Below are 26,838 nucleotides of genomic sequence, written 5' to 3'. Positions count from 1 at the left end.
AAATTACAAAATGCGTTTTTTGCCGAAACAAAAGATACAATGAAAAAAGACAAGATGGTTTTATTGAAGGACTTTTCTTCCAATGATTTTTTCAAGACATTGCCTTGGTTGACTCAAGCTTTAGTCACCTTCCTTTTTATTGTTTATTTTATTCAGATTACTTTTTTATTCATTTTTGGCTCCACTTGGTTTAGATCTTCTTTTGCTTTGACAACAGAAGGCGTTGCCCATGGAAAGATTTGGGAATTTTTGACCTATGCGTTTCTCCATGATGAACTCGAACCACTCCATCTTCTAACCAATGCCATAGCCATTTATTTTCTTGGAAACCAACTGGAGAAAGTTCTTGGGCATTTCAGGCTGGCGCTTCTTTTTATTGGTGGAGCTATTGCTGGAGGAATGGGATGGTATTTTTTTGGAGGACCCATTCATGAGCCAGGCTTGATAGGAGCCAGTGGCGTTGTTTTTTCTTTTTTGCTCGCTTTCGCTTTTTGTCTTCAAGAAATATGGGTAAGATCCTTGACCTTCCATTATGATATTCAATCCAATCGGTTTATTTTTAACCCTACCTTTTTTCTTTCCATTCAAGTCGTTGTGCTTATATTCGTCATTTTTGAAGCTATTTGCCTTGTCTTTGATATTCCTACTGGCTCTTCCCATACTGCCCATTTGGCTGGGGCTATATTTGGATATCTTTATGTTAGGCTTTGGCCAATAAAGCCATTGGCTCACACGAAAAGTTCTTCTTAAATCATTTTGCTGGATGCTATCAGTGAGTGCAACTAATCAAAAAAAAAGGTGGTTAGTCAAAGTCCCTGCGACAACTACAAATTTTGGTCCTGGTTTTGATACCTTCGGAGCTGCTCTTAGTCTATATAATGAATTTCTTATTGAAGCAAACGACGATTCTCTTCCTTCTCCTGAGCCACACCATCCAATGGTTTATGAAACAGTTAAAGCTTTTGAAAAGAAAATTCAATCTGCTGCAATCCCCTTTAAATGGTCTGTAAAATCACAAATTCCTCAAGCTCGTGGACTTGGGAGCAGTGCATCCATCCGTTTAGGTATCTTGGCTGGTTTGAATGCGCTCTCAGGCAATTCTTTAAAGAGGGAAGAACTACTTGAGATCGCTTCGGAACTCGAAGGACATCCAGATAATGTTACCCCTGCTCTCTTTGGAGGTTTTACCATATGTGGTCCAGCCAAAAAAATTTTACGATGTCGAATTGAAAGTAAGCTTTTTTTCGTTGCATTTGTGCCTCAAATCGAAATACCCACGGAGTTATCAAGACGCATCCTTCCTACAGAAATTAAACTAAAGGAAGCTATTCTGAATCTGCAACGTGCCACTTCAATGGCAATTTGCTTTTTTGAAAAGAAATATGAAGCTCTCTCAGGATTGTTTGTCGATTATTTTCATGAGCCATATCGGCTTCCAGCTATTCCTTTTTGGGAAAAACTCAGAGATACTTCTTTAAAAGCTGGTGCTTTGGGATTTTATTTGAGTGGATCTGGTTCTACGTTGATGTCCCTTGCTTATAAAAATCCAACCAATGTTGTTCTAGCCTTGAAAGAAGAATTGTTAAAATTGGGTATTCCTGGTGAAATCTTAGTTTTAAAACCTGATAACTTTGGTTTGCGTATTGCTCATTTGGCTAAGCCCTTATAGAAAAATGAATAAAAATCTTTTGCATGAAACACAAGAGTAATAAATACTCAAAAAACTAGACAAAAAGTATAGTAGATCTCTGCTGCAAGAAACTAACTGCCAAAAACATTAAAAACCAACATATTATAATTCCATTTGATTTGTACTTGAGATAGCAACGCGACTTGCCTACTTATAGGAAAATCAAGCAAGTGGTTGAAACCGGTGAAGGAAATCGTTTTGGTTTGTTTGCTAAGCCTCTTTATACTTTGCCAATTGATGGGGGCAGAAGAAGAGCTCAATTTAGCTCCACTATCTAAAGAAGAGCTTTCTCAGTCTCAGCCCCCTCCTGTAAAACAAACCTCCACTACAAAGACCGGAGAAATGATTCAACATGGAAAGTATTTGGTGGAAGCTGTGGCACTTTGTGCAGAGTGTCATACACCAAGAGATAGCAATGGACAGCTCATTATGGATAAATGGCTTCAAGGTTCCCCTTTACAATGGGTGGATCAATCGGGCCAAAAAGAATGGGCTTCGTATGCTAGATCCCTCGTTGGTTTGCCTGAGGGATGGAAAGAATCAGATATGGTACAGTACCTGGAAACAGGCATACTACCTAGAGGCGGCTATTCCAGGCTTCCTATGCCTCCCTATCGAATGAGTCACAAAGATGCCCTGGCCATTACCCTTTATTTGGAGAGTTTAAGTGAGCAAAATACTAAAAGAGACGCTTTGATAAATAAAACGGAGGAGGAGCTTCAATCTATTGAAAAATAATAATTTATAGAATAAGCGTGACTGTGACACTCTCTACCCGCTAAATCGAGCAAGCTTCTAGCTAGTACACCCAACTTGTGGGCAGTCCCCGTTGGAAACCCGCCGTTGAACTGGTGATGCTTGAAGCCTTCCTTCAGCTAGACGACTTTGGCCCCTGTCCAGGCTACTACTGCCTCCCGGCTGCCGGTTATTCATCCCGGTGGCCCTGCAAGCCTCATTTCTGACCTCGCCCATTCCGTCCTTTGGGCTTATGGCGATGGCCACCTTCTGAACAGCAGCAGGGCCTTCCCCGTTCATCCCCAGTAAAGCACCCGATGTGGGTTTGCTCCCTCTTCTGTATCAAATAGTCTACCTCCTTGCCATATTCCCACTGGCTGATCCGCTGGTCATGATCGCACCCGCAGGAGCCGCGACGAACGCTATCCGGATTGTCTGCAAATATGGACTGAATTCCATGATACAGGCAGAAGTCCACGACCTTACGGATGCCTTGATGGCGCAGGTCGAGATGCCTGCGTTTATAACGCAGTATGCCCTTCGCTCTGGCTCGTCCGAGCTTGCGCAATCGCCGGCTGCCCTTCCTGCATCGGGACCGCTTTTTCTGGATTTCGCAAAGTTGCTTGCTGGACAACCGCTTGATGGTGCGCTAGCCTTGCCCGGAAACGACCAGGCTACCCCCCCATTGTTGGAGACTGCGGCAGTCTGGTGGATCCGACCAAGGTTCCCCAGCGCATGCCTTTCCGTGGTCCCTTGCGAGTCCGAAGCGAGTGCCGATTCAACCAGGGCTAGGTGCCATTCGTTGGACAGATCATTCCAGAGGATCAGGCAAGCGGATTTGCGCAAAAGCCAAGCGGGACGCGATAATATTAGAAACGACCCTCCTCGTCCCATAGAGAGAACGCTCCGCTTTTCCTCCATTCCCATTGCTTAGACCGGCTGCATCAGAGGGGAAATAGCGCTTGCCCTTATATGGATAGCGGATGGCCGCTGCAGCCTACGTGGTAGCTTTGTGGTATTCTCTATCTCCAGGTCATGGTGCATTCGTCTGGTAAGCCTCGAGATGCATGTCATGACAGACCATCCAGACCTTGGCCGCATCCATCTGGCCTTTTCGGATGATGGGAGCCTATCTTCTGGAGATACGCTTTAGGGATAGGAGGCGGATCCGTTCCATAGGTGTTATCTTCGCGCTATGACTGATCCATTGCAAACTGGAAAAACGCAATGGCCGCACTATCAGCTCGCCTATCCCTTCGTATGGATACTAAAATACTAACGCAGAATCCACTCAGGCGAGGTGGGGGTAGCCTGCAAGGCTCTGATCGCCAAATGCTGGCGGCAGCACGGCTTTCGGCTGCCAGCTTTGGAAAAGGACGTCGACCATGGGCATCGCTTCGTATCGGCCCGCCTCGTTGAGCGACTTCAACAATCGTGGGACTCCTCAAGAGTTACACGTTCTGCGTGGCTCTCGAAAAAGGTTTCCGAAGCTCAAAAACATTGGGTATCGCCGGGAACATCTAAGGACGCAATCCTATTATGTGGGAACAGCTTGGACCGTATCAGCGGAAGTCACCCGCCGATTTATTGCGGAACGTCAAGGCAAATAGCTCTAATTCTTGAGTGCGGCGCTCTCATCTCAATCCACTAATGGGGATAGGTATTCCCGCGTCGGTTTTCTATAAAATATGTATAAGTATACAGGACAATTAAGGGGTTGAAAGAGCTTTTAAATGACTCTTAATGGAGTTATAGAGACTTTCCGTATTATATCCTCCTTCCAAAACAGAAATTATTTTGCCTTCACAATGCTTTTGTGCAGCATTTTTAAGAAGTTGGGTCATTGTTTCATACCCCTGTTCTGTTAGACAGATTTCTCCTAATGGATCGTCTTTATGTGCGTCAAAACCAGCAGAAATAAAAATGATTTCCGGTTTGTATTTATCAATAGCTGGGAGGACTTTTGTATGAAAAGCTTCTACATATTCTTTATCCGTAGCTCCCCTATGCATGCATATATTCATTGTATAGCCTTCTCCTGCTCCTTTCCCAATATCGCTTGCTTTTCCAGTTCCAGGATAATATGGAAATTGGTGCAAGCTAATAAAATAAACTTGGGGATCTTCATAGAAAATGTCTTGCGTGCCATTCCCATGATGCACATCCCAGTCTAAGATTAAAATTCTCTTTATCCCATAATTTTTAATTGCGTAGCGAGCTGCAATTCCCACGGTATTAAATATGCAGAAGCCCATGGCTGAGTTGGGAAGGGCATGGTGTCCGGGAGGTCGTACTAAGCAAAAGGCATTTTTTATTTGCTTAGTAATCACTTTATCTACTGCTTCTAAAGCTGCACCAACAGCTAATAGAGCAACATCAAAGGAAGGACCATGGGCATAAGTGTCTCCCCAATCTAATAAAACCATTGGAACGATCTGTGTTTTTTTTACTTTTTCCACATACTCTGGGGTATGAACGGATAATACCCAATCTAAAGAGGCCGGAGAAGGTTCTATCCATAGCAAGGAATCGCCAAATGCATCTTTGAGTTTAGGAAGAACAGAACTGATACGATTAGGAGCGTCTGGATGTCCAGAGGGTGGTGTATGCAGGGCAAATTTTTCGCTAGTTATTATAGCTGTTTTTAGATCCATACCTAAGAATTATTCTATATTTCTCTGTTGAAGCAAGCATGAACAATGTTAACATCAATTTCTCAAAAGGATTTAATATGAATTTAATGGAAATTTCCTTAGGTCATTCGCCGGATGCTGACGATGCATTTATGTTTTATGCCATTTCAAAGAAAAAAATCTCCACCCATAACTATGTGTTTAAGGAACTCATAGTCGACATTGAAACACTGAATAATTTAGCTTTTTCTGAAAAGATCGATCTAACAGCCTTGTCCATTTATGCATATTGTAAGGGGGCAAAAAACTATCTGCTTATGTCTTGTGGGGCAAGTATGGGCGAAGGCTATGGACCAAGACTCATAGCAAAACAATACTTTGATAAGAAGGAAATGGTGGACAAAAAGATAGCGGTACCAGGTTTGAATACTAGTGCTTGTTTGGCTCTCTCCCTATATTTTGGAAAGAGACCAACGGAGTTAAATCTCTTAGTCTGCCCGTTTGATAAAATATTTGATATGGTCAAGAGTGGATCTGCTGATGTGGGCTTGATTATCCATGAAGGGCAGCTTTCTTACGTATTGGAAGGCTTGGTTTTATGTGAGGATTTGGGCAAGTGGTGGAGACAGAGCACTGGATTACCATTACCACTGGGGGGTAATGCTGTACGTCGCTCCTTGGGAATGGAGAGGTGCAGGGAGCTACAATCGATTGTAAAAGAAAGTATCCGGTGGGCATTGGAAAATCGTGACGAGGCTATCAGCTATGCAAGAAAGTTTAGTAGGGGGAGTCAGGCTTCAATGATCGATGAATTTGTAGGGATGTATGTAAATGAGAGGACGTTGGATTATGGTCAAGAGGGGAAGGCAGCTGTTTCTGAGTTTATTGAAAGAGGAAAATCTCTTGGGGTTGTGGATCAGAATATGAAAATTGAATTTGTAGAATGAAAAAGCCTTAGGTTTTATATCAGCTTTTGCAATAAAGCTCTTATGTTGCATATTAAACCATGGATTGTATAGCTACAAAGAGTGATTTTGTCATTGCTGGCAAACATTTTCAATCACGTCTTCTTATCGGGACCGGAAAGTTTGGTTCTCATTTACAAATGGCTCAAGCTTTGGAAGCTAGTGGAAGCCAAATTGTGACGGTTGCTTTGAGAAGAGTGGAAATTGGTTCCCATAAAAAAGAAGAGGATATTCTGTCTTTTATTGATTCAGAAAAATATCTGATAGTCATAAATACGAGTGGAGCAATGGATGCTGAAGAAGCGATACGAATAGCAAAAATCGCTGAAAAAGCGGGTTTGCCCAAATGGATAAAACTTGAAATCCATCCTGATCCTCGGTATTTGTTGCCCGATCCGATTGAGACGCTGAAGGCTACAGAACAGTTAGTTAAAGATGGCTTTGTTGTCTTACCTTATATTAATGCAGATCCAGTACTTGCAAAAAGACTAGAAGAAGTTGGCTCCGCTGCTGTTATGCCTCTTGGCTCTCCGATAGGTTCGATGAGAGGATTAGAAACTAGATCACAGCTTGAAATTATTATAGAACAGGCAAATGTGCCGGTGATTATTGATGCTGGAATCGGAAAGCCTTCACATGCGGCATTGGCCATGGAAATGGGCGCTGATGGAGTGCTTATTAATACGGCTATTGCTATTGCTGAGGATCCTCTTCAGATGGCTTTGGCTTTTAAAAATGCTGTGGTAGCCGGAAGAATTGCTTATGAGTATGGATCTGGACAAGCCTCGAAATTTGCGATGGCTACAAGCCCCATAGAATCTTTTCTTTGGAAATGACTTAAGTAGACACAAATATGTGCCTATACCTTTTATAGCTATATCCTCTCAACCACAACTAGGCGGGGAAACTGTTTTCTTTCTTTTAAGCATAGGACTGCTCGATTTCGTGTCGCAAGGGATCTTCAAATCGTGTATAGGGAGCATTAAATAAAACTTCGATTTTATCTGTTGGTCCATTTCTTTGTTTAGCAACATGAATAAGATAGGGAATTTTGGTCACATCCGTTACTGAATCGGATTCCAGTCTATGGAGAAGAATGACTACATCAGCATCTTGTTCAATAGCGCCAGATTCTCTTAAATGATGAAGAGCTGGTTCGCTTCTTCCCTCTTCCATTCTTCTATTTAATTGAGCTAGAACAATAATGGGAATATTAAGTTCTTTGGCTAAGGCTTTAATGCCCCTAGATATTTCTGAAATCTCAACCTGTCGATTCTCTTTGGCCTGCTGGGAGTCCGAATGTAAAAGCTGCAGGTAATCAATGATAATGAGATCTACGCCAAACTGATTTTTCATTCTTCTAGCTTTGGCTCGCAACTGATGAATAGTTAAATCACTAGAATCATCAATGTAGAATGGCCACTCTTTGGCATCATCAGCAAGCATTCTTAATTTTTCGAGGCTAGCTGGCTCGAGTTCGCCTCGTCGGATTTTTTGAAGACTTTCACTGCCTATGGCGGCTAACAGTCTGAGCATGATCTGTACAGCAGTCATTTCCAAGCTGAAAAATCCTACTGAATAGCCAGGTTTAATCCAGAGATCTTTGGTTTGATCATATCTTTCCTTTAAGGCGCGACAAGCAAAAGTAAGCCCCAGGGCTGTTTTCCCTACTCCAGGCCTTGCTGCTAAAACAATCATGTCTCCATTTTGCCATCCTGTCGTAATTTGATCCAAATGATGAAATCCAGTAGGGATGCCAAACAATCTACCTTTTCTTTTATGAAAGCAATCGATGAGTTCTATCGCTTTTTGGATCTCAACAGATGCCTTGACAGTGGAGCGAGTCACTGCAAGATCAGTTATTTCAAAAATCTGTTTTTCTGCTTGGTCAAGGACTTGGGAAACAGAATGTGAATTTTCATAAATGTTTTGTACGATCGTTAAGGCTGCGGAATGGAGACGACGTAAAATACTTTTTTCTTTAAGTATTTTGATGTAAGATTCGAGGTTCAGATGGGTGGCAAATGAAGCGACTAAATCAGCAAGAAGAGCGGCTCCACCAATTTTTTCATCCAGATGGTGATCTACTAGATACTGGTGAACAGTAGTTAGATCAATAGCTATTTTTTTTGCGTGTAATTCACTTATAGCTTCAAACAGAATCCGATGAGCTGGAATGTAGAAATCCTCGACTGTTAATCGTTCCCTGATTTGATCGAAAACCAATTCAGGATTAGTCAACATTAATCCTAGTAAAGCTTTTTCAGCTTCAGCACTAAAAAGAGCAGGAATCGCTTCTTTGATTGTATCGACCCCTTTTCTTTTCATGTTTTTAGTCATATCCATTATTTCATAGTGAAGGAGGGGCACAAAAGACAAGCATATTTTCTTAGAGATAAAAGAATATGTCTTTTATAATGAAGAAGATACTGCAGTACAAACTCTTTCTTGAACCTTATCAAAAGATCATTACAGTATCCTGAGTCTTCTGGTAGTAGCCTATTTTCTTTGAAGGGGCAAATAAGTAGATTACTTGTGGTGAATGGCTCGTCAATTGGGGATCATGGAAAGAAGATGAAATACGCAAAAACATACGATGTTATTGTTGTTGGAGCAGGGCATGCTGGAGTCGAAGCCGCGTTGGCTTCTTCGCGCATGGGGTGTCGCACTATGCTGTTGACAATGAATCTTGATACTATTGGCCAGATGTCTTGCAATCCATCGATTGGAGGCATTGGGAAAGGACATCTAGTCAGGGAAATTGATGCTCTTGGTGGAGAAATGGCGATCAATACAGATCTTACGGGAATACAGTTTAGAATGCTCAATATGAGAAAAGGATATAGTGTGCAAGCCCCTCGAGCCCAATGTGATAAAAAGGCCTATCAGTTTCGGCTAAAAGCTGTATGTGAAAGAACGCCATTGTTAGATTTATTTCAAGCTTCGGTTGCTGATCTTATTGTCAAAGAAGATAGAGTCATGGGGGTAATCACAGAACTAGGAATGATCATCCATAGCTCGACAGTTATTATTACCACTGGCACTTTTTTGAAGGGCTTATTACATGTCGGCAGAAGCAAGAAGATGGGGGGAAGAATGGGTGAGTCCTCTAGCGGTCTATCAGAGATCCTAAAAAAATATGGATTTGAAGTCGGTCGATTAAAAACTGGGACTCCGCCGAGGATTAATGGGAAGACCATCGATTTTTCTAAGTGTATCCTACAGCCTGGAGACTTTCCTCCCCCTCATTTTTCTTTTGCATTACCAGATATTGATATGGCATCGGAAGGTCTTTTTACCCTCAATCAATGGAAGGATGGAATGTTCCACGTGGAACAATTATCTTGTGCCATAACCTATACCAATGCAAAAACCCATGACATTATCAAGGAAAATCTAGATAAATCTCCATTGTATTGTGGAGAGATTCAAGGCATTGGTCCAAGATACTGCCCATCCATAGAAGATAAAATTGTTCGTTTTGCCGATAAAGAACGGCATCAAATTTTTTTGGAACCGGAGGGCAAACATACAGAAGAGTATTATGTGAATGGCTGTTCGACCAGCTTACCATATGAGGTGCAAGACCAATTCATCCATACCATTGCAGGTTTAGAAAAATGCCAGATTATTAGACCTGGATATGCCGTTGAATACGATTATTGTCCCGCTACTCAGATCTATCCTACATTGGAAACAAAGAACATTTCGGGACTGTTTTTTGCTGGTCAGATTAACGGAACAACAGGCTATGAAGAAGCAGCCGCTCAAGGATTACTTGCAGGGATTAACGCAGCAAGAAAGATTCAAAATCGTCCCCCAATAGTCTTGGGAAGGGATCAAGCCTACATAGGGGTATTAGTGGATGATTTAACAACCAAGCCCATCAGAGAACCCTATAGGATTTTTACTTCAAGAGCTGAGCATCGGCTATTGCTTCGCCAGGATAATGCAGATTTGCGTCTTACTGAAATAGGTTATGAAATTGGGTTGGTGTCTAAGGCCAGAGCTATTCGTTTAGAGGAGAAAAAGAGGCTTATTGATGAGACTTTTCAAAAAATAAGAAAATATCGATATAATGGGATGAGTTGTGAAGACTTGCTGAAGCGGCCGGAATATTCCTGGAAGGACCTTCCAGAAGAGTTTCAAAAGGTTCCCAAAGAAGTGGCTTTGCATATTGAATGTGAAATTAAATATGCGGGGTACATCGCCCGGGAAAAAGAATCGATTTTGAAGAGCCATAAACTAGAAGAAACCTTGATTCCTGCAAATATCGATTATGAAAAAATTCCAGGGTTAAAACAAGAGGCAAGGGAAAAACTTATGAAGATAAGACCCTTGACTTTTGGGCAAGCTTCAAGAATTCCGGGTGTCAATCCAACGGATGTCTCCATTTTAATCGTATGGTCTAAGAAAAAAGCAGTCTTGAGTTGATTGTATTTTTGAGCCTTAAATACAGTGGAGCTATGGTTTTAGGTTCTTAGTTTGCTTTGGGAAAATGCTAAGGATATAAGAATGAATAATGAAATGAAGGCAAACAAGAACAATCCATTGCCCCATTCTCGGTTTAATGCCTATTTAGAAAAAATTAAAAGAAGGCTAAAAAGCATTACTCTAAAGGATACTTTTTCAGATTTACAAAATAAAAGTGGCCTTGTGATTGATGTACGGAAAAAGGAAGATTGGTTCATGGGGCATATTCCAGGGGCTATTTGGATTGAGAGATCTAAGCTAGAAAAAGAAGTGGAAAATATTGTGCCACAATCGGAAAGCAAAATCATCTGTTATGGTGAAGATGGAGCGCAATCTATTCTGGCTGCCTATACTCTGAATGAAATGGGATACATAAATACTTACTGGATGGAAAAAGGATGGGAAGGGTGGAAAGAAAAGAAATATCCTATCCGTGCTGCCGAGGGGATAGAAATGAGAGATCCCTTGGAAAAATTAGGGGGTATTTGTTATTTGCCCAGGCTCTTTGATAAAATAAAAGGGCTATATTCTTCGAAGTTGCCTCCTACAGAATATCTCCAGGACGATTGGGACAAGGCCATTCTCGAACTACTCTGTATCGATGCCACGCTTCTTGAACAGGTATGCATTAGCTCGGAAAATGAGCAGAAGTTTTTAATGGAGTTAAAAAAAATTCTTGGTCCCTCATGGCCAAGCCAGCATATGATTGATCAATTTAACGAAAGATGTCAATTAAGAAAAATAACAGGATTTCAGAAGCCACAATTCTGGTTTTGGAGAGTAGATAAAAAAACAAAAAAATAATTTCTAATTTTCTTCATCGTATCCATTCCTTTCATCTTACAGAATTAATAAAAAGCGAGGGAATGGGATTCGAAGCACAAAATAAAGGAATGGATAGAAAAGAGCAGGAAAAGGTTCCCCTTTTTTTCCCTGCCATTATCTTTGCTACAGGGTGTTATCTAGGTTCTCAAGGAATGTTTAATTTAGGACTTCTTTTGGGTAGCCTTATTTTTTTCCTATCTTTATGGAGTCAAGCTAGTCGCAATCGACTCTTTAGCGAAGTGGTTTGTCTTTGTAGTCTTTTTCTTCTTGGACTATTCAATTGTAGATTCCATAGGTATTTGGCAGAAAAAGAAATGGCCATGCTTCACGAAAAGTTGGCAGCCTTCCAAAATCTCCATTGCTTAGGCTATGTGTCCAGTTTTCCTCAACAAAAAGAGAGAGCTACCTATTTTCTTTTGAATCTCAAGGCAATCGAATCGGGGGGAAAGTGGCTCCCAATGAAGGGGAAAGCCTTATGTAGAGTGGAGGATTGGCAGGGCAGAGTCCATCTGGGACAGCTGATTACGGTAAGTGGAAAAATAATATTGCCTCATAAAAAGAGTAATGCTGGAGAAGTCGACTTTTATAAGTATCTGGTGGAAAAAGGAATAAGTTTTGAATTGTTAAGTAAGGATAAGTTTTTTTTTACAATGATGATACCGATAAGAGCTTTGGGTCTTGGATCGAGAAGATAAGAAAAAAGATAAAAAAAAATCTTTCTCTTGGCATTGAAGATCCTAAAGCTCATTCGTTGCTCTGTGGAATGGTTTATGGGGATGTTTCCGGTCTTGATCAAGAGGATGCTCTGGCTTTCCAACGAGCAGGGACCTATCATTTGTTTGCCGTCAGCGGGCAAAATGTAGGAATAATGCTGGGGTTTTGGATTCTTTTGCTGCAATCTACTGGAACCAATCGATGGAAATATTCGCTCGTTTTTATTCCAGTTCTTTTTGTTTTCAGTATGGTATCCGGAAACAGTGCTAGCGTACTCCGTGCTTTCTCTGCTGCAGTTTATTGTACGATCGGTTGGTTTCTCAAAAGGAAGGTGAGCGGGCTTAATTGCTGGGCTTTTACCCTTCTTTTGTTCTTGCTTTTTGAGCCTCTTTCTATAATGGATGCAAGTTTAGAACTCTCTTATTCAGTTGTTTTGGCATTATTGCTTATTTCAAAGCCACTTTTTCAGTTTTTTTATAGTTTTTTTAAACTGGATCCTTATTTGCCTTTAGAACTGGCATCAATAGGCAAGCAATTCATTGATCGGATTGGAAAATCCTTTTGCCTTCTTTTATCAACATCACTCTCCGCTTGGCTAGGAGCCTGCCCATGGGAGTTTTGCCTCTTTCACTCCATCTCTTGGTTAGGGATTTTCTACAACATCATAGCGGTTCCTATTGCTGAAATTATCGTACTGCTAGGTTCTCTAGCGGCAGTGGGTGGTTTTGTTTCAAGTTTGTTGGCTTCCATTTTAAACAAAATTACGCATATGTTCCTCTTGCTGTTACTAGCAGTTGTTCATTCGTCTACCAAAATTCCAGGGGCAATAATTTCTATACCAGACATGAAAATCTTATCTCATCCTTTTGACTCATGGCTTTATGTAGCGCATGCACAATCCGGTTGTTTTTTGGCTATAAATAATAAAAAAAATTATTTCATAGTTAACTCCTTACAGCCATGGGAAGAAGAGCGAATCATGCCAATTCTACAAAAAGCTTTATTTTTTCCGTACAACTCCCCCTCTTTAACATTTCGAAATGGAGAATGGTTCTATAAAGAGAAGTCGATTGGTAATCAATGGTGGAAGGGACAAGAAGGTCCCGAAGGCTTGCGGTTGTTCTTTCGAGGGACAAGTCGAGGGGAGATACAATGTTTAATAGGAATAAAAAATAAAAATATTTTTTTTCGATCTCTTTCTACTTATAACTTTTCTTCCATCAAGGACTTACAAATAGACTTATTGATTGAGCAATCGCTAGGGTCTCACCAAAACCATCGACTGCCATTTTCCTCTTTTATTAGAACCACTTATGGAAGGCGTCAGTTTCCAGCAGGCGTTGTGCCTTTTTATGTAAATTCTTCAAGAACATATTATAGAAAAGGAATATGGGTGTTTGTAGGCAAAGAAAAACTGCAGATAATAGCAGAAAAATGAGCCTAATTAGTTGGCATTCAGTGTTGTAGAAGCCAAATCCCTTCTTCTTTATTGTGGAATATCCAGCGATCAAGCACCTTGTAATGCCATTTTGAAAAAAACTCCTCCAGTCTTTCCACTGTAAACCGATAGCTATAAAATAGGCGCAATGGCTTTCCTTTGATTATCGGCACTTCCTTTCCGCTACCCACAGGGATAGACCCGCTTTCCTTCCAATACACCGTTGCTTCAATTCGAAAGAAATTGTTTTCCATTCCTATGGAAATGTTAAACAACTCCGTTTTATCCTCTATTCCCCAATCCCGAAGGATTTCTGTCAGCCATAAACGTGTTTCGGCATTGTCGTATTGATCAAGAACAGATTCAATGCCTTCAAGATAATCTTCTGTAGATTCGGTTTTGACAGGTGCCAAATGAGCGCTTAAAACTAAATAATCCTTTGGTGAAAGGATTGATTCAAGGCTTCTGAAAAGCAAAAAAGGATCGATATTGGGTAGGATCCCAAAAAGGGTAAAAATTCTTCGTCCCATATGATCTGTTTGCAAGGCTTCGAGTGTGTCTTTCCAAAGAATGTCGGATAAAATGGGGGTTATTTTCTCTTTGTTGATTGGACAATGGATACAGGCTTCAAGGAGAAGTTGTAAGCTTGTATCGATGCAAATCCAGCTCAGCTCGCTAGCGATCGCAAGCAGTTCATTGAGAAAAATATGATCTTTTTCTCCTGTTCCACATCCCAAACTAATAAGTTCATAGGGAAGGGAGGTCGGTAGATAGGGGATAACGTTCTTCAGTGTATCTTTATAAAACTGATAGCCTTGCGCATCTTTAAAAGGGGAATAACGTTCGAAGACCCTTTTCCAGAGAAAAGATTGCCATGCAGTTGAATAATGAAAAATAGGGTCTATTTCACCATGTAGAAGACAGTTATATTTTCTTTCTTCCCATGCTGATAAGGAATGGGAAAGAAAAACTTGAATAGGAAAATATGGAATAGACTTCATCGAAATAAAATGAATAAACTGTTTTTTCTTTACAATGAGTAAAAGGAAAATTTCTTCATAACCACATAGCCATGATAGGAAAAGAGAAAGTCGTTTTGGTCACTGGAGGAGCTAAGGGATTAGGTGCTTATTTGTGCCGTAAGCTTAGCTCGGAAGATTGGAGTGTCGTCATCCACTACTACAAAAGTGAAGAACAAGCCTCTGCTTTGGAAAAGGAATTTGAAAGGGAAGGGAAAAAGGCGCTCACGGTTCAAGCAGACCTTTCCAAACAGAACGAAGCAAGGGGAATAATTGATAAAATTAGGACAGTTTTTGGAAGACTGGATGCGGTCATCAATAATTCTGGTGTCTATGATGCCGTTCCTCTAGAATTAACAGAAGAAAAGGATTGGTTTCGTGGCATTAATTCTACAGCTAGCGCGGTCTTATTTACCACTCTTGCCTCATTGCCTCTTTTAAGGCTTTCAGGCAGAGGAAGGATTGTCAATATAGGCGATTCGAGTTGTGACCGAATCGGAAGTAGGGAAATGGCACTCGGATATCATTTAGGCAAAATAGGAGTGTATCTTTTAACCAAATCCTTTGCTAGGGAAAATGCGCGTTATGGCATCACCGTTAATGTCGTTTCTCCAGGTTATCTTGAAAACAGCCAAGGACTTCCTCCACTTAGTAAAATTCCAGCTGGCCGATATGGTACCTTTGAAGATATATGGCGAGGAGTAAAATTTTTTTTGGATGAAAAACAGAGCTATATTACTGGCTCACATCTCATTGTAAGCGGAGGATGGAATCTTCGATGAGGGATTGGATAGACTTTTAAAGGAAAAGAAACGATTAGGGTTTAAGATGTTCACAGGGATTATCGAATCGAGGGGAATCGTTGAGCGGGTACCTGATTCAAAAAACAAAACACTCAGCATAAGAGCAGGATGTCTTGCTGCTGAATTGAAGCCAGGGATAAGCCTTGCAGTCAATGGCTGCTGTCTTACAGTTACGCAGATAATCGCAGAGGAGGTGCAGTTTTTCATTCTTGAAGAAACTCTACGTGCTACAACCTTGGGAGAATTGAAAATGGGCGATGAAGTGAATTTGGAGCTTCCTCTAAGGATGAGTGACCGATTCGGAGGCCATTTTGTTACAGGCCATGTGGATTGCAAACAAACCATATGTGCGATCGAAAAATTAGGAGAGGAAAAAGAGATATGGATACATTATCCTTCCTTTGCTAAATCCTACATGGTTCCTAAAGGCTCAATTGCCGTTGAAGGGATTAGTCTAACTATAGGGAAGATAACTAATGAAAGTTTTTGTGTTTGGATTACTCCCTTTACTTTAAACCATACAAATTTAAGGACCAAAAGACCGGGAGACAAAGTCAATCTGGAGTTTGATCTTTTGGCAAAATATGCTCAAAAAATCATAAACGAACGGATGGGCTCTAATTACTGAATTGTTACGGAATGGTGAGGATCCCACTCTCAATGGAGAGGGGTAAAAGGTTAGCTGGAAGAATAGCTATTTTCTATCTCATGAGAGGGGAGCTCAACGGACTGCGCATTTGTTGTTTCTGATGAGAAAATTGATCAAGTTTTGGAAAGTATTCCTTCCGTTTAAGCGAAGTCTATCCTTGAGAAGTTTTAAAAGGAATTCCAGTGCTCATAATGATGAACTACTCCATCCAAGCCTGAGGGCTCTGGGATGGAGTTTCGCGCTTCCCTGCGGGCAGTTTCACCGGAGTATGCTCGGCTCGCGGACTTCCAGCCCGCAGCGAGGTTCCATCCGGCCAGAGCTTCCCGCTCCACGCATGGATCGGTTCCCGTCCATTCCTTTCCGTATACAACGACCTTCGGCCCCGGAAAGGCGAAGCCGTGCTCCTTCTCCCATTTCGCCAAGCCCCAGTCGAGAAGCCCGAGTGCCGAGTTCTCGTCCCGATGGCAGGACGCTCCGCATGCGCACTCATGCCACCGGTCGCCGAGGGTCTTTTTCTCGACGCCGCCGCATCGGTGGCATCTCTGGCTTGGCTTCAACGTCCTCGCCTGTGCTTCCAGGTATCCGATACCAGCCTCTTCCGCTTTGTATCCGACCATCGCCCCGAAAGCTCCGAACGATGCGTCCAACATCTCTCGATTCAGCCCGGCTTTTTGCCGCACACGTTTCCCGGGCTTTTTCCGGCTGCCCCGGGCCGAAGCCGTCATCCTTTTCGGCTCCAGCTCCTCCGTGATCAACAGTCCGCTGCGTCTTACCATCGCGGCGCTCTGCTTGTGCAGGAAATCCTTCCTGACGTTCGCCACCTTGGCGTGCATCCGGGCGAGCAGCTCGTACTGCTTGCGCAACCTCTTGGAAATGCGAAATCCCTTCCGTTTCCCGTGCTTGCGGATCGCCGCCTCCATCTTGCGGGAGATCGTCCGTCCGAGCTTCCTGAGCTTCTTAAGCGCCTTGCGCAGATGGCGCGGATTGGCTCCCTCGGAAACGTCCGGCTCGCTCTTTTCCGGCTCCAACCTGGCGCTGGTCAGGAACCGCTCCGTGCCCAGGTCGAAAGCCTCGGCTCCACAGCCATGCTCCCGCGCCGGCCGGCAACGCATCGTGACCGACGCATGCCATCGGCCGCCGGAAAGAAAGATCTCGCATGTCCTGGGTTCCCCGGGAGTACGGGCCTTGCCCCGGATCGGGATCTCCCCAATGCCGGAGAGACGAAGCTTCAGGTGAGCGCTTCGCTCTCTGGCGATCAGCCGCCAGTCACCTTCGTGCTGCTTGAAGCCGAAGCCGCTGAATCGCCCTGCCTGCTTGAAACGCGGGCATCCCGGATTTTCGCCTTGCCGGATGCGGCGGAAGAACGCCTGAAAGGCGAGATCCAACCTCTTGAGCGTTACCTGGGCGGATTGAGCGTTGATCGAGGAGAGAAGCGCGCTGCAGGAACGGAGCTCGGTGAGCCATCGGCACTGCTCGGCGAAACCGATGCTCCGCTTTTCCTCCTTCCACGCCCGCCTGCGCTCCTCCAAAGCTAGGTTCCAGAGAAAGCAATGGACCCAGCGAGTCCGCAAAAGCTCATCCCGGACGGTCTTGGATGGATAGAGCCGGTAGGTGACCTTGCGCTCGACCGGGCCCAGAACGGGAAGACCAGCGGGTGATGCGATCATCATGAGGCGACGCTGGACAGTGGCCAGCAATATGGTCTATCATTTAGTGTAATGACAGGTCAAGTGCGTTTGCACCTTCTGCATCACTGCGTTTACGCGCTGCACTACCATTTAGTTCTTGTCACAAAATACCGCCGCAAGGCGCTCACCCGCCCCATGCTTGACCGGTTGCGTGCTATTGCGGAAATGCGCTGGGATGGATGGGGCGGACAGCTGCTTGAGTGCAACGGAGAATCTGACCACGTTCACTTGCTAGTTGCGTTGCCACCAAATCTTGGACTCAGCCGCTTCCTGAACCATCTCAAGACAACTTCTTCCAGGCTTCTCCGCAGAGAGTTTGCCACAACGGTCGCCCGTTTCTATCGTAAGGCAGTTCTTTGGAGCCGTTCCTACTGCGTTATCACGTGCGGGGGCGCCCCATTAACCGTCCTCAAACAGTACATCGAACGGCAAGAAACGCCGGAAAAGGGCGGCCTTCACCACCAGCCAAGCCCAAGGCTCTGGCTGGAGCACTGGCCGCCAGAGAGGGTAGAGTTGACACACAACGATCCCCCTCCTTTCTCTCCATGGCCAATAATTGGAAGTCGAATAGATTGCTGTATTCAAAGATGAATGGCTTGCGATTATTTTCTATGTCAGATCTTCGCAGCGGTAATGTACAATCCCTATGCAATAATAGGCTATTTGATAGGTGCCCATAGATGTTTCTTTAATCACGCCAAGAACAACTTCCATCTACAATATTATTTTAATATAAAAAAAGGCAAAAGGCCTCTCTTCGCCGATGATAACATTGAGTAGTTAGCTATTTAAAAAGTGAATTATCTGGAAAAAGGCTAAGGAATGCTTTTCTTGAAAGTCTCAAATGAATGCTTTACAACTATCTTTCACATGATATATAAGTTAGGTTCTCGCTCTAAAGCCTTATTGCAACTAAAAATACAACATAAGGAATCTTTGTAATGAAAATTCTTGTTACTGGGGGGGCGGGTTTTATCGGATCCAATTTTTGTGATTATTGTTTTTCAAATGAGCCTTCAAGCATTGTAGAAAAAATAATCGTTATCGATAAGCTTGGCTATTCTGGATCGATCGAAAATATAAAAGAACTTCAAAATAGAGATAATTTTGTATTTATACAAGCTGATATTTGTGATCAAAAAATAGTCTCTAATATCCTATTCGAGGAAAAGATTAACGCGGTTGTTCATTTTGCAGCTGAATCGCATGTGGATCGATCGATCGATAATCCAGAAATTTTTGTGCAATCCAATGTTCTTGGGACTTTTAAACTTTTGGAGAGTTCCTTCCATTATGTGTCTTCTCTTCCTAGAAAAGAGAGGGATAAATTTCGGTTTGTGCACATTTCAACAGATGAAGTCTATGGTTCCATTCCATTGGAGGATCCCCCAGTAAAAGAGGGTGGAGTATATGATCCTTCCAGTCCCTATTCAGCCTCAAAAGCAGCTTCAGATCATTTTGTCCTTGCCTATCATAAGACCTATGGATTTCCAGCGATGATTACCCATAGTTCCAATAACTACGGACCTCGACAACATCCAGAAAAAATGATTCCACATATGATATGCAATGCGTTGGAGGAAAAGGAACTCCCTGTGTATGGAAAAGGGTTGAATGTTAGAGATTGGATCTATGTGGAAGATCATTGTGCAGGCATATGGAGAGTTCTAAATCGGGGGAGGCTTGGAGAGGTTTATCATATTGCTAAAGGAAAGGGAATGACCAATTTCGAGCTTGTTCAAAAAATATGTTCCCAATTAGATGAACTCTTTCCAAGATCTTCTGGAAGAAGGTATGCTGAGCTCATTCGTTTTGTAATTGATCGACCAGGTCATGATTTAAGATATGCGATCGATGTCGCCAAGATGAAAAATGAATTGGGATGGGAGGCTCAGGTAGAATTAGAGGAAGGGTTGCGGAAAACGATTTTATGGTATGTCCAACATAAAGATTGGATTCGGTCAGTATTGGATAGAGGGTATCTATTAAAAAGACAAGGACTCTGTCGATCTGTAGTGAATAATGCATAAAGCTGGATTTTCTAGAATCGACCCAAAGAAACAAAGAATGAGGAAATGATGGAAAGATGTGGTATTGTCCTTGCTGGAGGAACTGGAAGCAGGCTTTATCCAGTAACTGTTTCTCTTAGCAAACAACTGCTTCCAATCCATGATAAGCCGATGATCTACTATCCCATTTCCATTTTGATGTTGGCAAACATCAGAGACATACTGTTGATTTCAACCCCTCGTGACATAGGGTTGTTTGAAAGGCTCTTAGGAGATGGCTCACAATTCGGACTCCATTTTAGCTATGCGGTACAACCTTATCCTAATGGACTTGCCGAAGCCTACCTTATCGGTGAAAAATTTCTCAACGGAAGGCCTTCTTGTTTGGTACTTGGTGACAATTTGTTATATGGACACAGCTTAAGTGCAACTTTAAACAAAGCAGCCCAAAAAAAACATGGGGCTACAATATTTGGCTATCATGTTTCGAACCCTTCTGCTTATGGTGTTGTGGAATTCGACCAATCTATGAAAGTTGTATCGATAGAAGAAAAACCTGCCCAACCGAAATCTTCCTTTGCAGTGCCTGGGATCTATTTTTATGATGGTAGGGCTTCTATTTTTGCTAGCCAACTGAAGCCATCGGCTAGAGGAGAGTTGGAGATAACCGATCTCAATAAGAAATACCTAGAAGAGGGCAGTCTTGAGGTTGAGTTGCTGGGAAGAGGGATAGCTTGGTTGGATACAGGTACTCATGATCTGCTCTATGATGCATCACTGTTTGTGAAAACTATAGAGCAAAGGCAAGGATTAAAAATTGGCTGTCTAGAAGAAATAGCCTACCACAAAGGATGGATTGGGCCTCAGGAACTTCGTTCTCAGATAGAAAAGATGGGGAATTCCACGTATTCAACTTACCTTCGTCATCTGCTAGAAGCTCCAAGATCAGCTGTTTAAATGTAGCCTTTTCATAGAAACCACCAAGACAACGTAGCCAAACGATACCGTAATTTTTAAACCGGAATCAAAAAGTAATAGGTTCGATTTTGTCTCCAAAAAGCAACGCTTTGTAACTTTTCATGGCAGAACCCATGTTTGGTGAAAATGGGCTAAAGGATGTCCTAGAGATGCGTCCGATCTATCACCATGATCCCCAGCGGGTCCAGGCCCATGTCTTTGTTGCCGCCTTGGCCTTCTTGCACAACCGACTCTTGGAGAAAAAGCTAAAGCTAGCCAAGCTTCCCTTTTCCACCGAAGAGGCCTTGACTCACCTACGTATCGTCCACGTCGTCGAAGCAGACGTTGGAGGTACCAAACACCGCGGGGCCACAGCAGGAAACCGAAAGGCGTGTCAGATCCTTTCCGCCCTGAAAATCAGCTCCTTAGAGCCTTGGAAATCCAAAAAAAGAACCTCTAAAATCCCTACATAGTGACACATTGAAAAAAGGACCATAGATAATCAATAAATTACGAAATTTTCACAAAACATGGGTTAACTCATCCATCGCCCGGTAGAGCTCATCCTCATCTAGATCCTTCTCTTCGAGCCCACAAGCCTTGGCCAGAAGGGTACCCCGCGCTTCCTCCCGAAGGGCCAGCTTCGAGGAAGGAAAAAGAATCCGGCCAAAGATCATCGCCTTCAAAACCCTTTGTTTCCGCTCCGAGCCAACACTGGCAAAGACTTCATCGAGGCCAAAGCGACGCCAGGCTTCTTCGAGAACGGACAATCCTCCGTAATCAAGTGCCTCCTAGGCTTCGAACCCCTCTACAGGAACAAGATGCTTCTTTTGGAAGGCCGCCGCCAGCACTTCTCGAGCCTCTTCCGGCAACTGGGTCACGTTGGCGATCCGGCGTGTATTTACCTGTTTCCCCACCAGGTAGGACTCTCGGACGATATAGGATCGATAGATCTTCCCCCTTGTGGCGTGTGTGGATCACTTGCAAGTACATGCCTACCTGACTAACATGTTTTCGCCACGATGCCAACAAAATAATAAAATTAAATAAATTATTGAGTCCTACACGGATTTATATAAGTCATTGATGCATCGGCAAAATGATTATAAACTTGTGGAAGATCAGCTAGATATAGAAAGGGACTATAGATGCAAAGCGAAACAAACAAAATCAAAGAATTTATTAATTCTCTAAAAGACGAAATTATAAGAACAGGGAAACAAGCAGTTAAAATAGAAAACAATACATTAGTGTATTCACTTAAGAAGCAAGCACAATATAATATTTCTTCTTATAATCAAGGAGTTCTAGGTGAATTAGGAAGAGCTTATGCAATCTTACAGCTTATGGAAAAATTTAAAATACCAAGGGATAGAATGTCAAAAGAAGAAACATCGTTAGTAGGTGCACCTTCTAAAAGAGTAGATATTACTATTGACATTGGAGATGTTTATAAAAATAGGCAGTGTACAGCACTGGTTGAATGTAAAACTTCCATACACAGAATATCTGATGCTGAATTTACTAGCTATTTTAAAAGACAGCTTTACAATATTGCCCATTCTTATGCGAAGGATCTAACAAAACCTTATCCTTTAGTGCTCATTAGTTGTGAAGTTCTATATGAAAACGACAAGATTAATTTTTCATACTATTGGTTTTTTTATCCAGACATAGAAAAAACGGTAGAAACAGGGCAAGCTACATTAGATGAAATAATATCAAGAAATTCTCCGTTTACTCATTTAAATCTTCCGGCTGAAGGATTATATTTCTCAAAAGAACTAAAAATTCTCAAAGCAAAAGATCTAATAGAAATTAAACAACATAATGAGTTTAAAAAGCTCTTAAAAGAAAAAATACATCAAGGATTAAGAAAAAATGGTATCGTTGAAGAAGACGCTTTCCACACCATCATAAACTTACTTATAGCAAAGATTTACGACGAAATATGCTCCGTTGGTAATCCTGATTATGAACTAAAATTTCAAGTAAAACCTTCTGATTATTTATATCAAGACGATTTTTACAATAGGATAAAAGAACTGCTTGAAAACGCATCAATTCATCTTTTAGGTGAAGATGCAAAAAGTGCAAAAAGAAGAGAAATTTTAAATCATCAAAATAGAGCAAAGATTTTATTAGAAATAATACCGTATCTTCAGCGGATTAGACTAAGAAGCTTAAGGTTCTTAGGCGAAGACTCCATGGGGGATATATTCCTTGATTTTATGCATTCTATTTTTAGACAAAGTAGAGGTTTATTCTTTACGCATCCTAATATCTCTAGGTTTGTATGCAAAGCATTAAATATTGAAAAAGTAAAAGAAAGCTTAAAGGAAGGAGATTATAAGTATATCCTTGATCCATCTTGTGGATCTGGAACCTTTTTAATTGAAGCATTAAGATTAATTTTTAAAGATGAACCTATTGATAAAATTAGAGAAAATGCTTTAAAAATACTTTTTGGAATTGATAACAATGAAAAAGCCACAGCATTATGCAAAGTTAACATGGTAATCCACGGAGATGGATCAGCCAATATTTACACAAGGGATAGCCTGTCTCCTTTATCTAACCTACCATTTCCTAATATAAAAAAGGAATCTATTCAAAGATTTAATAGCGGTAGCACTTTTGAAGTATTAAAAGACGGCTCCGGATTTGACTTTATCATCACAAATCCTCCTTTTAGTTTGGATATAAAGTCAACAGAATACCCATATTTTAGAACTAACGCTTTTGTTTCATTTAAAAACAACACCACAACAGCATCGGAATGCTTTTTCGCTGAAAGATGGTTCCAGCTTTTAAACACCAAAGGAAGAATAGGGGCTGTATTTCCGATATCACTTTTTGATGGCCAAGAATACTTTAAAGCAAAACTATTATTCTTATGTTATTTCAAGATAGTTGCTGTTGTAGGGTTGCCAGAGCATGCTTTCGCACCCCACGCGCAGCAAAGAACAGTTTTAGTTTTTGTCGAGAAAAGAGATTTAGGGACAAGCAACAAACTATTTCATAATATTATCAATTCGCCAGAGCAGTTTATAGAAAAAATCAAAGATGAAAGAATAATGTTTTACGATGCCAAAAATATTGGATATGTAAGACTAAAGAAACAAAAAACAGTTACAACCATAGAGAGTTCTGAGAATGATTTAACTGATGATATTGCAGCTATAATAGCATCAGCTTTTGAAGGTAGTATTGAAGTAAAAGATGAGAAAATCAATGTTTTAACATTACAGGAATTATTAATCAAAAGGAATCTAAACCTAAGCCCTACCGTATCTCAAGCAGTATCTCCTACAAAAGAAACATTCGCATTAATAGATTGGGAGATCGGAGAAGTTGAAAAGCAAAGAAATATTAACTTAAAAACCGATTTATTTTTATGTGAAACAAGGGATATAGTTGCAGGTGGATCAGGGATAATTACTCCTAAAAACCTATCCTTTACAACTACGTCAAACCGAGAACGAATGCTTAAGAAAATAAGAAATGGTAAGTTTGGTTATCTAAAAGAAGGTGATGTTATCATTGCCCCAGTGAGAGTTTATCAAAAGAAGATAGCAGTAGTAACTAAGTCCAGCTCACGATTTTTATTTTCAAAAGACTTTATAGTATTAAGAAAGAAAAACAATCCAAGTATGATAGGCTCTTTTGCTTTATTTTATTCTTTACTACAAGATGAAAATATAAAGATATTAGAACACCTTTCATCAGTAGGTAAAAGTGGTTATCCTAAAATAAAGAGTAAAAAGAACTTGGTAAAAGCAGAATTTTACAAAGTTGATATCCCACAGCAGAAGTTAGAAGATATGGCAAGGCTTTATGAAGAAATATATGAAAAGATTTTTGCATAATAACAGCAAATGTTAATATAAAAAATAGAACATGAACCGGAAAAGAGAATAGAGAAAAAGGAATTGCGAGGAGAAAGAGAAATCAGAATGTAAAAAAGTTTTTTTCTTTTTAAAACCACCACTTAAAGAAAAAAAATTTTAGATTTTTTTTTGCATGGAAAAATTGCTTCCCCAAAAAAATATAGAAATATGTAAAAATAGAGTTGAAAGGGTTAAAAGAAGGTCTGTCTATGCTTTGCGGGCCGGGTATGTCAACCCTTGAGCTTTTTTCAACCCTGAAGGGTTTCGATGGTTTAGGGTTGAGAGAAAAAAATCAAGCTAAACCCTTCATTTTCGTTTTAGTATTTTCTTTTTATCAGTACTGTTAAAGTGTTCTTAGGAAATGGATTCAATGGGGATAGAGTGCTTTTGCATAAGGAAGAAGGAGAAACTTTGAAATTTGTGGCCAAAAAGAAAGGTCAATTGCTAAAACCCCTGAAGATTTTATCAAGGGTATGAAAAACCATGAGCCGAGCCGAACTTATCAATTCTTTGGTGGATCTATATAATGAAATTCTTCAAGCTGAAAAGGCTCATCAAAATTTTATTGACTCTGTCCATGAAGACAACAGATTAAGTGCAGCTAACCTGATTCATTATTTAGCGTTACGCCGCTTTGACCTTCGACAGATCCAAGATGAACTCACTGATATAGGTATATCCTCTTTGGGACGTTCTGAATCTTGCGTCATATGGAGTCTTGAAAATGTTCTCAATGCATTGGGGAAAAAAGTACATTCTCCGACCAAACATATTAGTCGGAATGAGGGTGCCGAATTGCTTCTACGAAACACTAGAAGACTTTTAGGAGAACCTCATCCAGGCTGTCATACCAGTATTATGGTTACCCTGCCAACAGAAGCTGCAGAGAATCAGAAGCTTCTTGTGGATCTTCTAAAAGCAGGCATGAATGTAATTCGAATCAACTGTGCCCATGATTCTCCCGATGTATGGATACGGATGATTGAAAATAGCCGCAGACTCTCTCAAGAATTAGGATATTCCTGTAAAATAGTGATGGATTTGCCTGGGCCGAAGTTGCGGATAGTAGCAATAGATCCATCTGTTAAGGCGTGCTTTTTTAGACCATTAAGAGATCCCTTTGGAAGAATAATAGAACCAGCTAAAGTTTGGATTGGCAATGATGAATCCATGGCTGATCCAATCCTAGAAGCAGATTTGTTTTTGAAATTCGACAAAGAATGGATTGATGGGCTAAAAGTGGGAGATGTTGTCAGATTTTTTGATGCTAGAGGAAAAGCAAGAACTCTTAGAATCGATCATGTAGTCGAAAGGGGATGGCTTTCTTATTCCACCCAAACAGGTTATCTAAAAGAAGGTATTGTTTTCGTTCATCTTCCTGATAGCCCAGAATTACCCCAAAGGGCTACGACTCTGAAAAGTCTTTCTCCGCAACAACCTTTTCTATTAGTCAAGAAAAATGATAGACTATGGATTCAGGGTGGGCAATCCCCTATAAAAGGGATAAAGCAAGAAGGTATGGTCGGTACGTTATGGATTTCCCAGCCACAAATTCTCCATGATGTTAAGGTGGATGAACCAATCTGGTTTGATGATGGAAAAATTGGAGGAAGAATCCTCCAATGCACTGACGATGGAGCTGCCGTAGAGATCACACATGCTCCCTCTAAAGGCTTAAAACTTCGTGTTGATAGAGGCATAAACCTTCCTGTATCAGATCTCAAAATTTCTGCTATAACTGATCAAGATCTTAAGATTCTATCCTTTATTGGTAAGCATGCTGATGCTGTTGGAATTTCATTTTTAAGGATACCATCCGATATAGATGATCTTGAAAAGGCTTTGAACTACGAATCAACACAGAATTTAGGTATAATCCTCAAAATCGAGACTAGAAAAGCCTTTGAAAACCTACCTTTAATTTTACTCAAAGCGATGAAGAATCGTAGTGTTGGAGTCATGATTGCTAGAGGAGATCTTGCCGTCGAATGTGGCTATGAAAGACTGGCTGAGGTTCAAGAAGAAATCCTTTGGATATCCGAAGCAGCGCATATTCCAGTCATTTGGGCTACTCAAGTCTTGGAGTCTTTAGCAAAGACTGGGATTCCTTCTAGAGCTGAGGTGACTGATGCAGCTATGGCTCAAAGATCGGAATGCGTAATGCTCAATAAAGGCCCTTATATTGTTGAAGCGGTAAAATCACTGGTAGACATTTTGAAAAGAATGGAAACCCATCAGAGAAAAAAGCGTTCCATGCTGCGCAAATTGCATATTGCTGGCCTTTTAAATCAACCTTTATAGAATAATTCCAAAATGGAGGTAAGCAAACAAATGCCTTCAAACTATTTTG

20 protein-coding genes and 3 pseudogenes are annotated in these 26,838 nt (G+C 41.3%); 18 read left to right on the top strand and 5 right to left on the bottom strand.

The genetic code is table 11. The annotated features are described in order from the left end of the window. Window positions 1-39: 39 nt before the first annotated feature. The 4 genes from QOL44_RS10905 (at window position 40) to QOL44_RS10890 (ending at window position 4,035) form a co-directional block, all read left to right on the top strand. Entirely contained in the window at window positions 40-750 is a 711-nt protein-coding gene (locus QOL44_RS10905) for a rhomboid family intramembrane serine protease (RefSeq protein ID WP_009061810.1), read from the top strand. A 13-nt stretch (window positions 751-763) separates the two neighbouring features. After that, window positions 764-1,669 (top strand): homoserine kinase, encoded by a 906-nt coding sequence (thrB, locus tag QOL44_RS10900; RefSeq protein ID WP_009061802.1) that lies wholly within the window; start codon window positions 764-766, stop codon window positions 1,667-1,669. Between the two features lie 258 nt (window positions 1,670-1,927). Then, a complete protein-coding gene (locus tag QOL44_RS10895; protein WP_283401213.1) occupies window positions 1,928-2,428 on the top strand; it encodes a cytochrome C in 501 nt (166 codons plus the stop codon). 1,382 nt (window positions 2,429-3,810) lie between these two features. Further along, on the top strand, window positions 3,811-4,035 hold the full coding sequence (locus QOL44_RS10890; RefSeq protein ID WP_009061795.1) for a hypothetical protein: 225 nt from the start codon (window positions 3,811-3,813) through the stop codon (window positions 4,033-4,035). Window positions 4,036-4,134: 99 nt separating this feature from the next. Here the strand turns inward: QOL44_RS10890 and QOL44_RS10885 are convergent, their stop codons facing one another. After that, window positions 4,135-5,079, bottom strand: a complete 945-nt coding sequence (locus tag QOL44_RS10885) for a histone deacetylase family protein (protein WP_009061794.1) — start codon at window positions 5,077-5,079, stop codon at window positions 4,135-4,137. A 77-nt stretch (window positions 5,080-5,156) separates the two neighbouring features. Here QOL44_RS10885 and QOL44_RS10880 point away from each other — a divergent pair, with 77 nt between their 5' ends. Together QOL44_RS10880 and QOL44_RS10875 are read left to right on the top strand one after the other, a co-directional pair. Continuing rightward, window positions 5,157-6,005: an MqnA/MqnD/SBP family protein gene (locus tag QOL44_RS10880; protein ID WP_009061793.1), complete on the top strand. Its 849-nt coding sequence runs from the start codon at window positions 5,157-5,159 to the stop codon at window positions 6,003-6,005. 59 nt (window positions 6,006-6,064) lie between these two features. Further along, complete coding sequence (locus QOL44_RS10875; RefSeq protein ID WP_009061792.1) at window positions 6,065-6,859, top strand: thiazole synthase; 795 nt, start codon at window positions 6,065-6,067, stop codon at window positions 6,857-6,859. Between the two features lie 85 nt (window positions 6,860-6,944). Here QOL44_RS10875 and dnaB read toward each other — a convergent pair whose 3' ends face one another. Continuing rightward, window positions 6,945-8,351: a replicative DNA helicase gene (dnaB, locus tag QOL44_RS10870; RefSeq protein WP_045086792.1), complete on the bottom strand. Its 1,407-nt coding sequence runs from the start codon at window positions 8,349-8,351 to the stop codon at window positions 6,945-6,947. A gap of 246 nt (window positions 8,352-8,597) precedes the next feature. Between dnaB and mnmG the strand changes: the two genes are divergently transcribed. The 4 genes from mnmG (at window position 8,598) to QOL44_RS10850 (ending at window position 13,473) form a co-directional block, all read left to right on the top strand. Beyond that, window positions 8,598-10,457: a tRNA uridine-5-carboxymethylaminomethyl(34) synthesis enzyme MnmG gene (mnmG, locus tag QOL44_RS10865; protein ID WP_045086458.1), complete on the top strand. Its 1,860-nt coding sequence runs from the start codon at window positions 8,598-8,600 to the stop codon at window positions 10,455-10,457. Between the two features lie 81 nt (window positions 10,458-10,538). After that, on the top strand, window positions 10,539-11,300 hold the full coding sequence (locus QOL44_RS10860) for a rhodanese-like domain-containing protein (RefSeq protein ID WP_009061789.1): 762 nt from the start codon (window positions 10,539-10,541) through the stop codon (window positions 11,298-11,300). Window positions 11,301-11,362: 62 nt separating this feature from the next. Continuing rightward, window positions 11,363-12,016 (top strand): ComEC/Rec2 family competence protein, encoded by a 654-nt coding sequence (locus QOL44_RS10855; RefSeq protein ID WP_009061787.1) that lies wholly within the window; start codon window positions 11,363-11,365, stop codon window positions 12,014-12,016. A gap of 68 nt (window positions 12,017-12,084) precedes the next feature. Continuing rightward, a complete protein-coding gene (locus QOL44_RS10850; RefSeq protein ID WP_009061786.1) occupies window positions 12,085-13,473 on the top strand; it encodes a ComEC/Rec2 family competence protein in 1,389 nt (462 codons plus the stop codon). 17 nt (window positions 13,474-13,490) lie between these two features. Here QOL44_RS10850 and QOL44_RS10845 read toward each other — a convergent pair whose 3' ends face one another. Further along, window positions 13,491-14,474 (bottom strand): L-histidine N(alpha)-methyltransferase, encoded by a 984-nt coding sequence (locus tag QOL44_RS10845; RefSeq protein ID WP_009061785.1) that lies wholly within the window; start codon window positions 14,472-14,474, stop codon window positions 13,491-13,493. A gap of 71 nt (window positions 14,475-14,545) precedes the next feature. On the opposite strand from QOL44_RS10845, the gene QOL44_RS10840 reads away from it, so the two are divergent. Together QOL44_RS10840 and QOL44_RS10835 are read left to right on the top strand one after the other, a co-directional pair. Next, a complete protein-coding gene (locus QOL44_RS10840) occupies window positions 14,546-15,274 on the top strand; it encodes an SDR family NAD(P)-dependent oxidoreductase (protein ID WP_009061784.1) in 729 nt (242 codons plus the stop codon). Window positions 15,275-15,278: 4 nt separating this feature from the next. After that, window positions 15,279-15,923, top strand: a complete 645-nt coding sequence (locus QOL44_RS10835) for a riboflavin synthase (RefSeq protein WP_228343290.1) — start codon at window positions 15,279-15,281, stop codon at window positions 15,921-15,923. A gap of 188 nt (window positions 15,924-16,111) precedes the next feature. Here the strand turns inward: QOL44_RS10835 and QOL44_RS10830 are convergent, their stop codons facing one another. Continuing rightward, window positions 16,112-17,614 (bottom strand): RNA-guided endonuclease InsQ/TnpB family protein, encoded by a 1,503-nt coding sequence (locus QOL44_RS10830; protein WP_079199577.1) that lies wholly within the window; start codon window positions 17,612-17,614, stop codon window positions 16,112-16,114. A gap of 48 nt (window positions 17,615-17,662) precedes the next feature. Between QOL44_RS10830 and tnpA the strand changes: the two are divergent. The 4 genes and pseudogenes from tnpA to QOL44_RS10810 form a co-directional block, all read left to right on the top strand. After that, window positions 17,663-18,073, top strand: a pseudogene (gene tnpA, locus QOL44_RS10825) (IS200/IS605 family transposase); the annotation flags it as partial. A 500-nt stretch (window positions 18,074-18,573) separates the two neighbouring features. Continuing rightward, window positions 18,574-19,662: a dTDP-glucose 4,6-dehydratase gene (rfbB, locus tag QOL44_RS10820; protein WP_009061779.1), complete on the top strand. Its 1,089-nt coding sequence runs from the start codon at window positions 18,574-18,576 to the stop codon at window positions 19,660-19,662. Between the two features lie 45 nt (window positions 19,663-19,707). Beyond that, the gene (gene rfbA / locus QOL44_RS10815; RefSeq protein WP_009061778.1) at window positions 19,708-20,598 is read left to right on the top strand and encodes a glucose-1-phosphate thymidylyltransferase RfbA; all 891 of its coding nucleotides are present in this window, start codon (window positions 19,708-19,710) and stop codon (window positions 20,596-20,598) included. Between the two features lie 152 nt (window positions 20,599-20,750). Further along, window positions 20,751-21,071, top strand: a pseudogene (locus tag QOL44_RS10810) (IS1634 family transposase); the annotation flags it as partial. Between the two features lie 63 nt (window positions 21,072-21,134). On the opposite strand, the pseudogene QOL44_RS11445 reads toward QOL44_RS10810, so the two are convergent. Next, window positions 21,135-21,591: pseudogene (locus QOL44_RS11445) on the bottom strand (IS1634 family transposase); the annotation flags it as partial. Window positions 21,592-21,746: 155 nt separating this feature from the next. Here QOL44_RS11445 and QOL44_RS10795 point away from each other — a divergent pair. Both QOL44_RS10795 and QOL44_RS10790 read left to right on the top strand, forming a co-directional pair. Next, on the top strand, window positions 21,747-24,467 hold the full coding sequence (locus tag QOL44_RS10795; RefSeq protein WP_009061771.1) for an HsdM family class I SAM-dependent methyltransferase: 2,721 nt from the start codon (window positions 21,747-21,749) through the stop codon (window positions 24,465-24,467). Between the two features lie 504 nt (window positions 24,468-24,971). After that, window positions 24,972-26,789, top strand: coding sequence for a pyruvate kinase (locus tag QOL44_RS10790; protein ID WP_009061766.1), 1,818 nt, complete (start codon window positions 24,972-24,974; stop codon window positions 26,787-26,789). Window positions 26,790-26,838: the final 49 nt, after the last annotated feature.

The organism is Candidatus Methylacidiphilum fumarolicum (genome assembly GCF_949774925.1).
GTDB classification, from domain to species: Bacteria; Verrucomicrobiota; Verrucomicrobiia; order Methylacidiphilales; family Methylacidiphilaceae; genus Methylacidiphilum; species Methylacidiphilum fumarolicum.
Note: the sequence above shows the minus strand (reverse complement) of the source record. Positions and strands in the feature narration are given on the sequence as shown.

Coding starts and splice junctions, on each gene's coding strand:
- QOL44_RS10905 (WP_009061810.1), top strand. CDS start 40: ATGAAAAAAGACAAGATGGTTTTATTGAAGGACTTTTCTTCCAATGAT.
- thrB (WP_009061802.1), top strand. CDS start 764: ATGCTATCAGTGAGTGCAACTAATCAAAAAAAAAGGTGGTTAGTCAAA.
- QOL44_RS10895 (WP_283401213.1), top strand. CDS start 1,928: ATGGGGGCAGAAGAAGAGCTCAATTTAGCTCCACTATCTAAAGAAGAG.
- QOL44_RS10890 (WP_009061795.1), top strand. CDS start 3,811: ATGGGCATCGCTTCGTATCGGCCCGCCTCGTTGAGCGACTTCAACAAT.
- QOL44_RS10885 (WP_009061794.1), bottom strand. CDS start 5,079: ATGGATCTAAAAACAGCTATAATAACTAGCGAAAAATTTGCCCTGCAT.
- QOL44_RS10880 (WP_009061793.1), top strand. CDS start 5,157: ATGAATTTAATGGAAATTTCCTTAGGTCATTCGCCGGATGCTGACGAT.
- QOL44_RS10875 (WP_009061792.1), top strand. CDS start 6,065: ATGGATTGTATAGCTACAAAGAGTGATTTTGTCATTGCTGGCAAACAT.
- dnaB (WP_045086792.1), bottom strand. CDS start 8,351: ATGAAAAGAAAAGGGGTCGATACAATCAAAGAAGCGATTCCTGCTCTT.
- mnmG (WP_045086458.1), top strand. CDS start 8,598: ATGAAATACGCAAAAACATACGATGTTATTGTTGTTGGAGCAGGGCAT.
- QOL44_RS10860 (WP_009061789.1), top strand. CDS start 10,539: ATGAATAATGAAATGAAGGCAAACAAGAACAATCCATTGCCCCATTCT.
- QOL44_RS10855 (WP_009061787.1), top strand. CDS start 11,363: ATGGGATTCGAAGCACAAAATAAAGGAATGGATAGAAAAGAGCAGGAA.
- QOL44_RS10850 (WP_009061786.1), top strand. CDS start 12,085: ATGGTTTATGGGGATGTTTCCGGTCTTGATCAAGAGGATGCTCTGGCT.
- QOL44_RS10845 (WP_009061785.1), bottom strand. CDS start 14,474: ATGAAGTCTATTCCATATTTTCCTATTCAAGTTTTTCTTTCCCATTCC.
- QOL44_RS10840 (WP_009061784.1), top strand. CDS start 14,546: ATGATAGGAAAAGAGAAAGTCGTTTTGGTCACTGGAGGAGCTAAGGGA.
- QOL44_RS10830 (WP_079199577.1), bottom strand. CDS start 17,614: ATGATGATCGCATCACCCGCTGGTCTTCCCGTTCTGGGCCCGGTCGAG.
- rfbB (WP_009061779.1), top strand. CDS start 18,574: ATGAAAATTCTTGTTACTGGGGGGGCGGGTTTTATCGGATCCAATTTT.
- rfbA (WP_009061778.1), top strand. CDS start 19,708: ATGATGGAAAGATGTGGTATTGTCCTTGCTGGAGGAACTGGAAGCAGG.
- QOL44_RS10795 (WP_009061771.1), top strand. CDS start 21,747: ATGCAAAGCGAAACAAACAAAATCAAAGAATTTATTAATTCTCTAAAA.
- QOL44_RS10790 (WP_009061766.1), top strand. CDS start 24,972: ATGAGCCGAGCCGAACTTATCAATTCTTTGGTGGATCTATATAATGAA.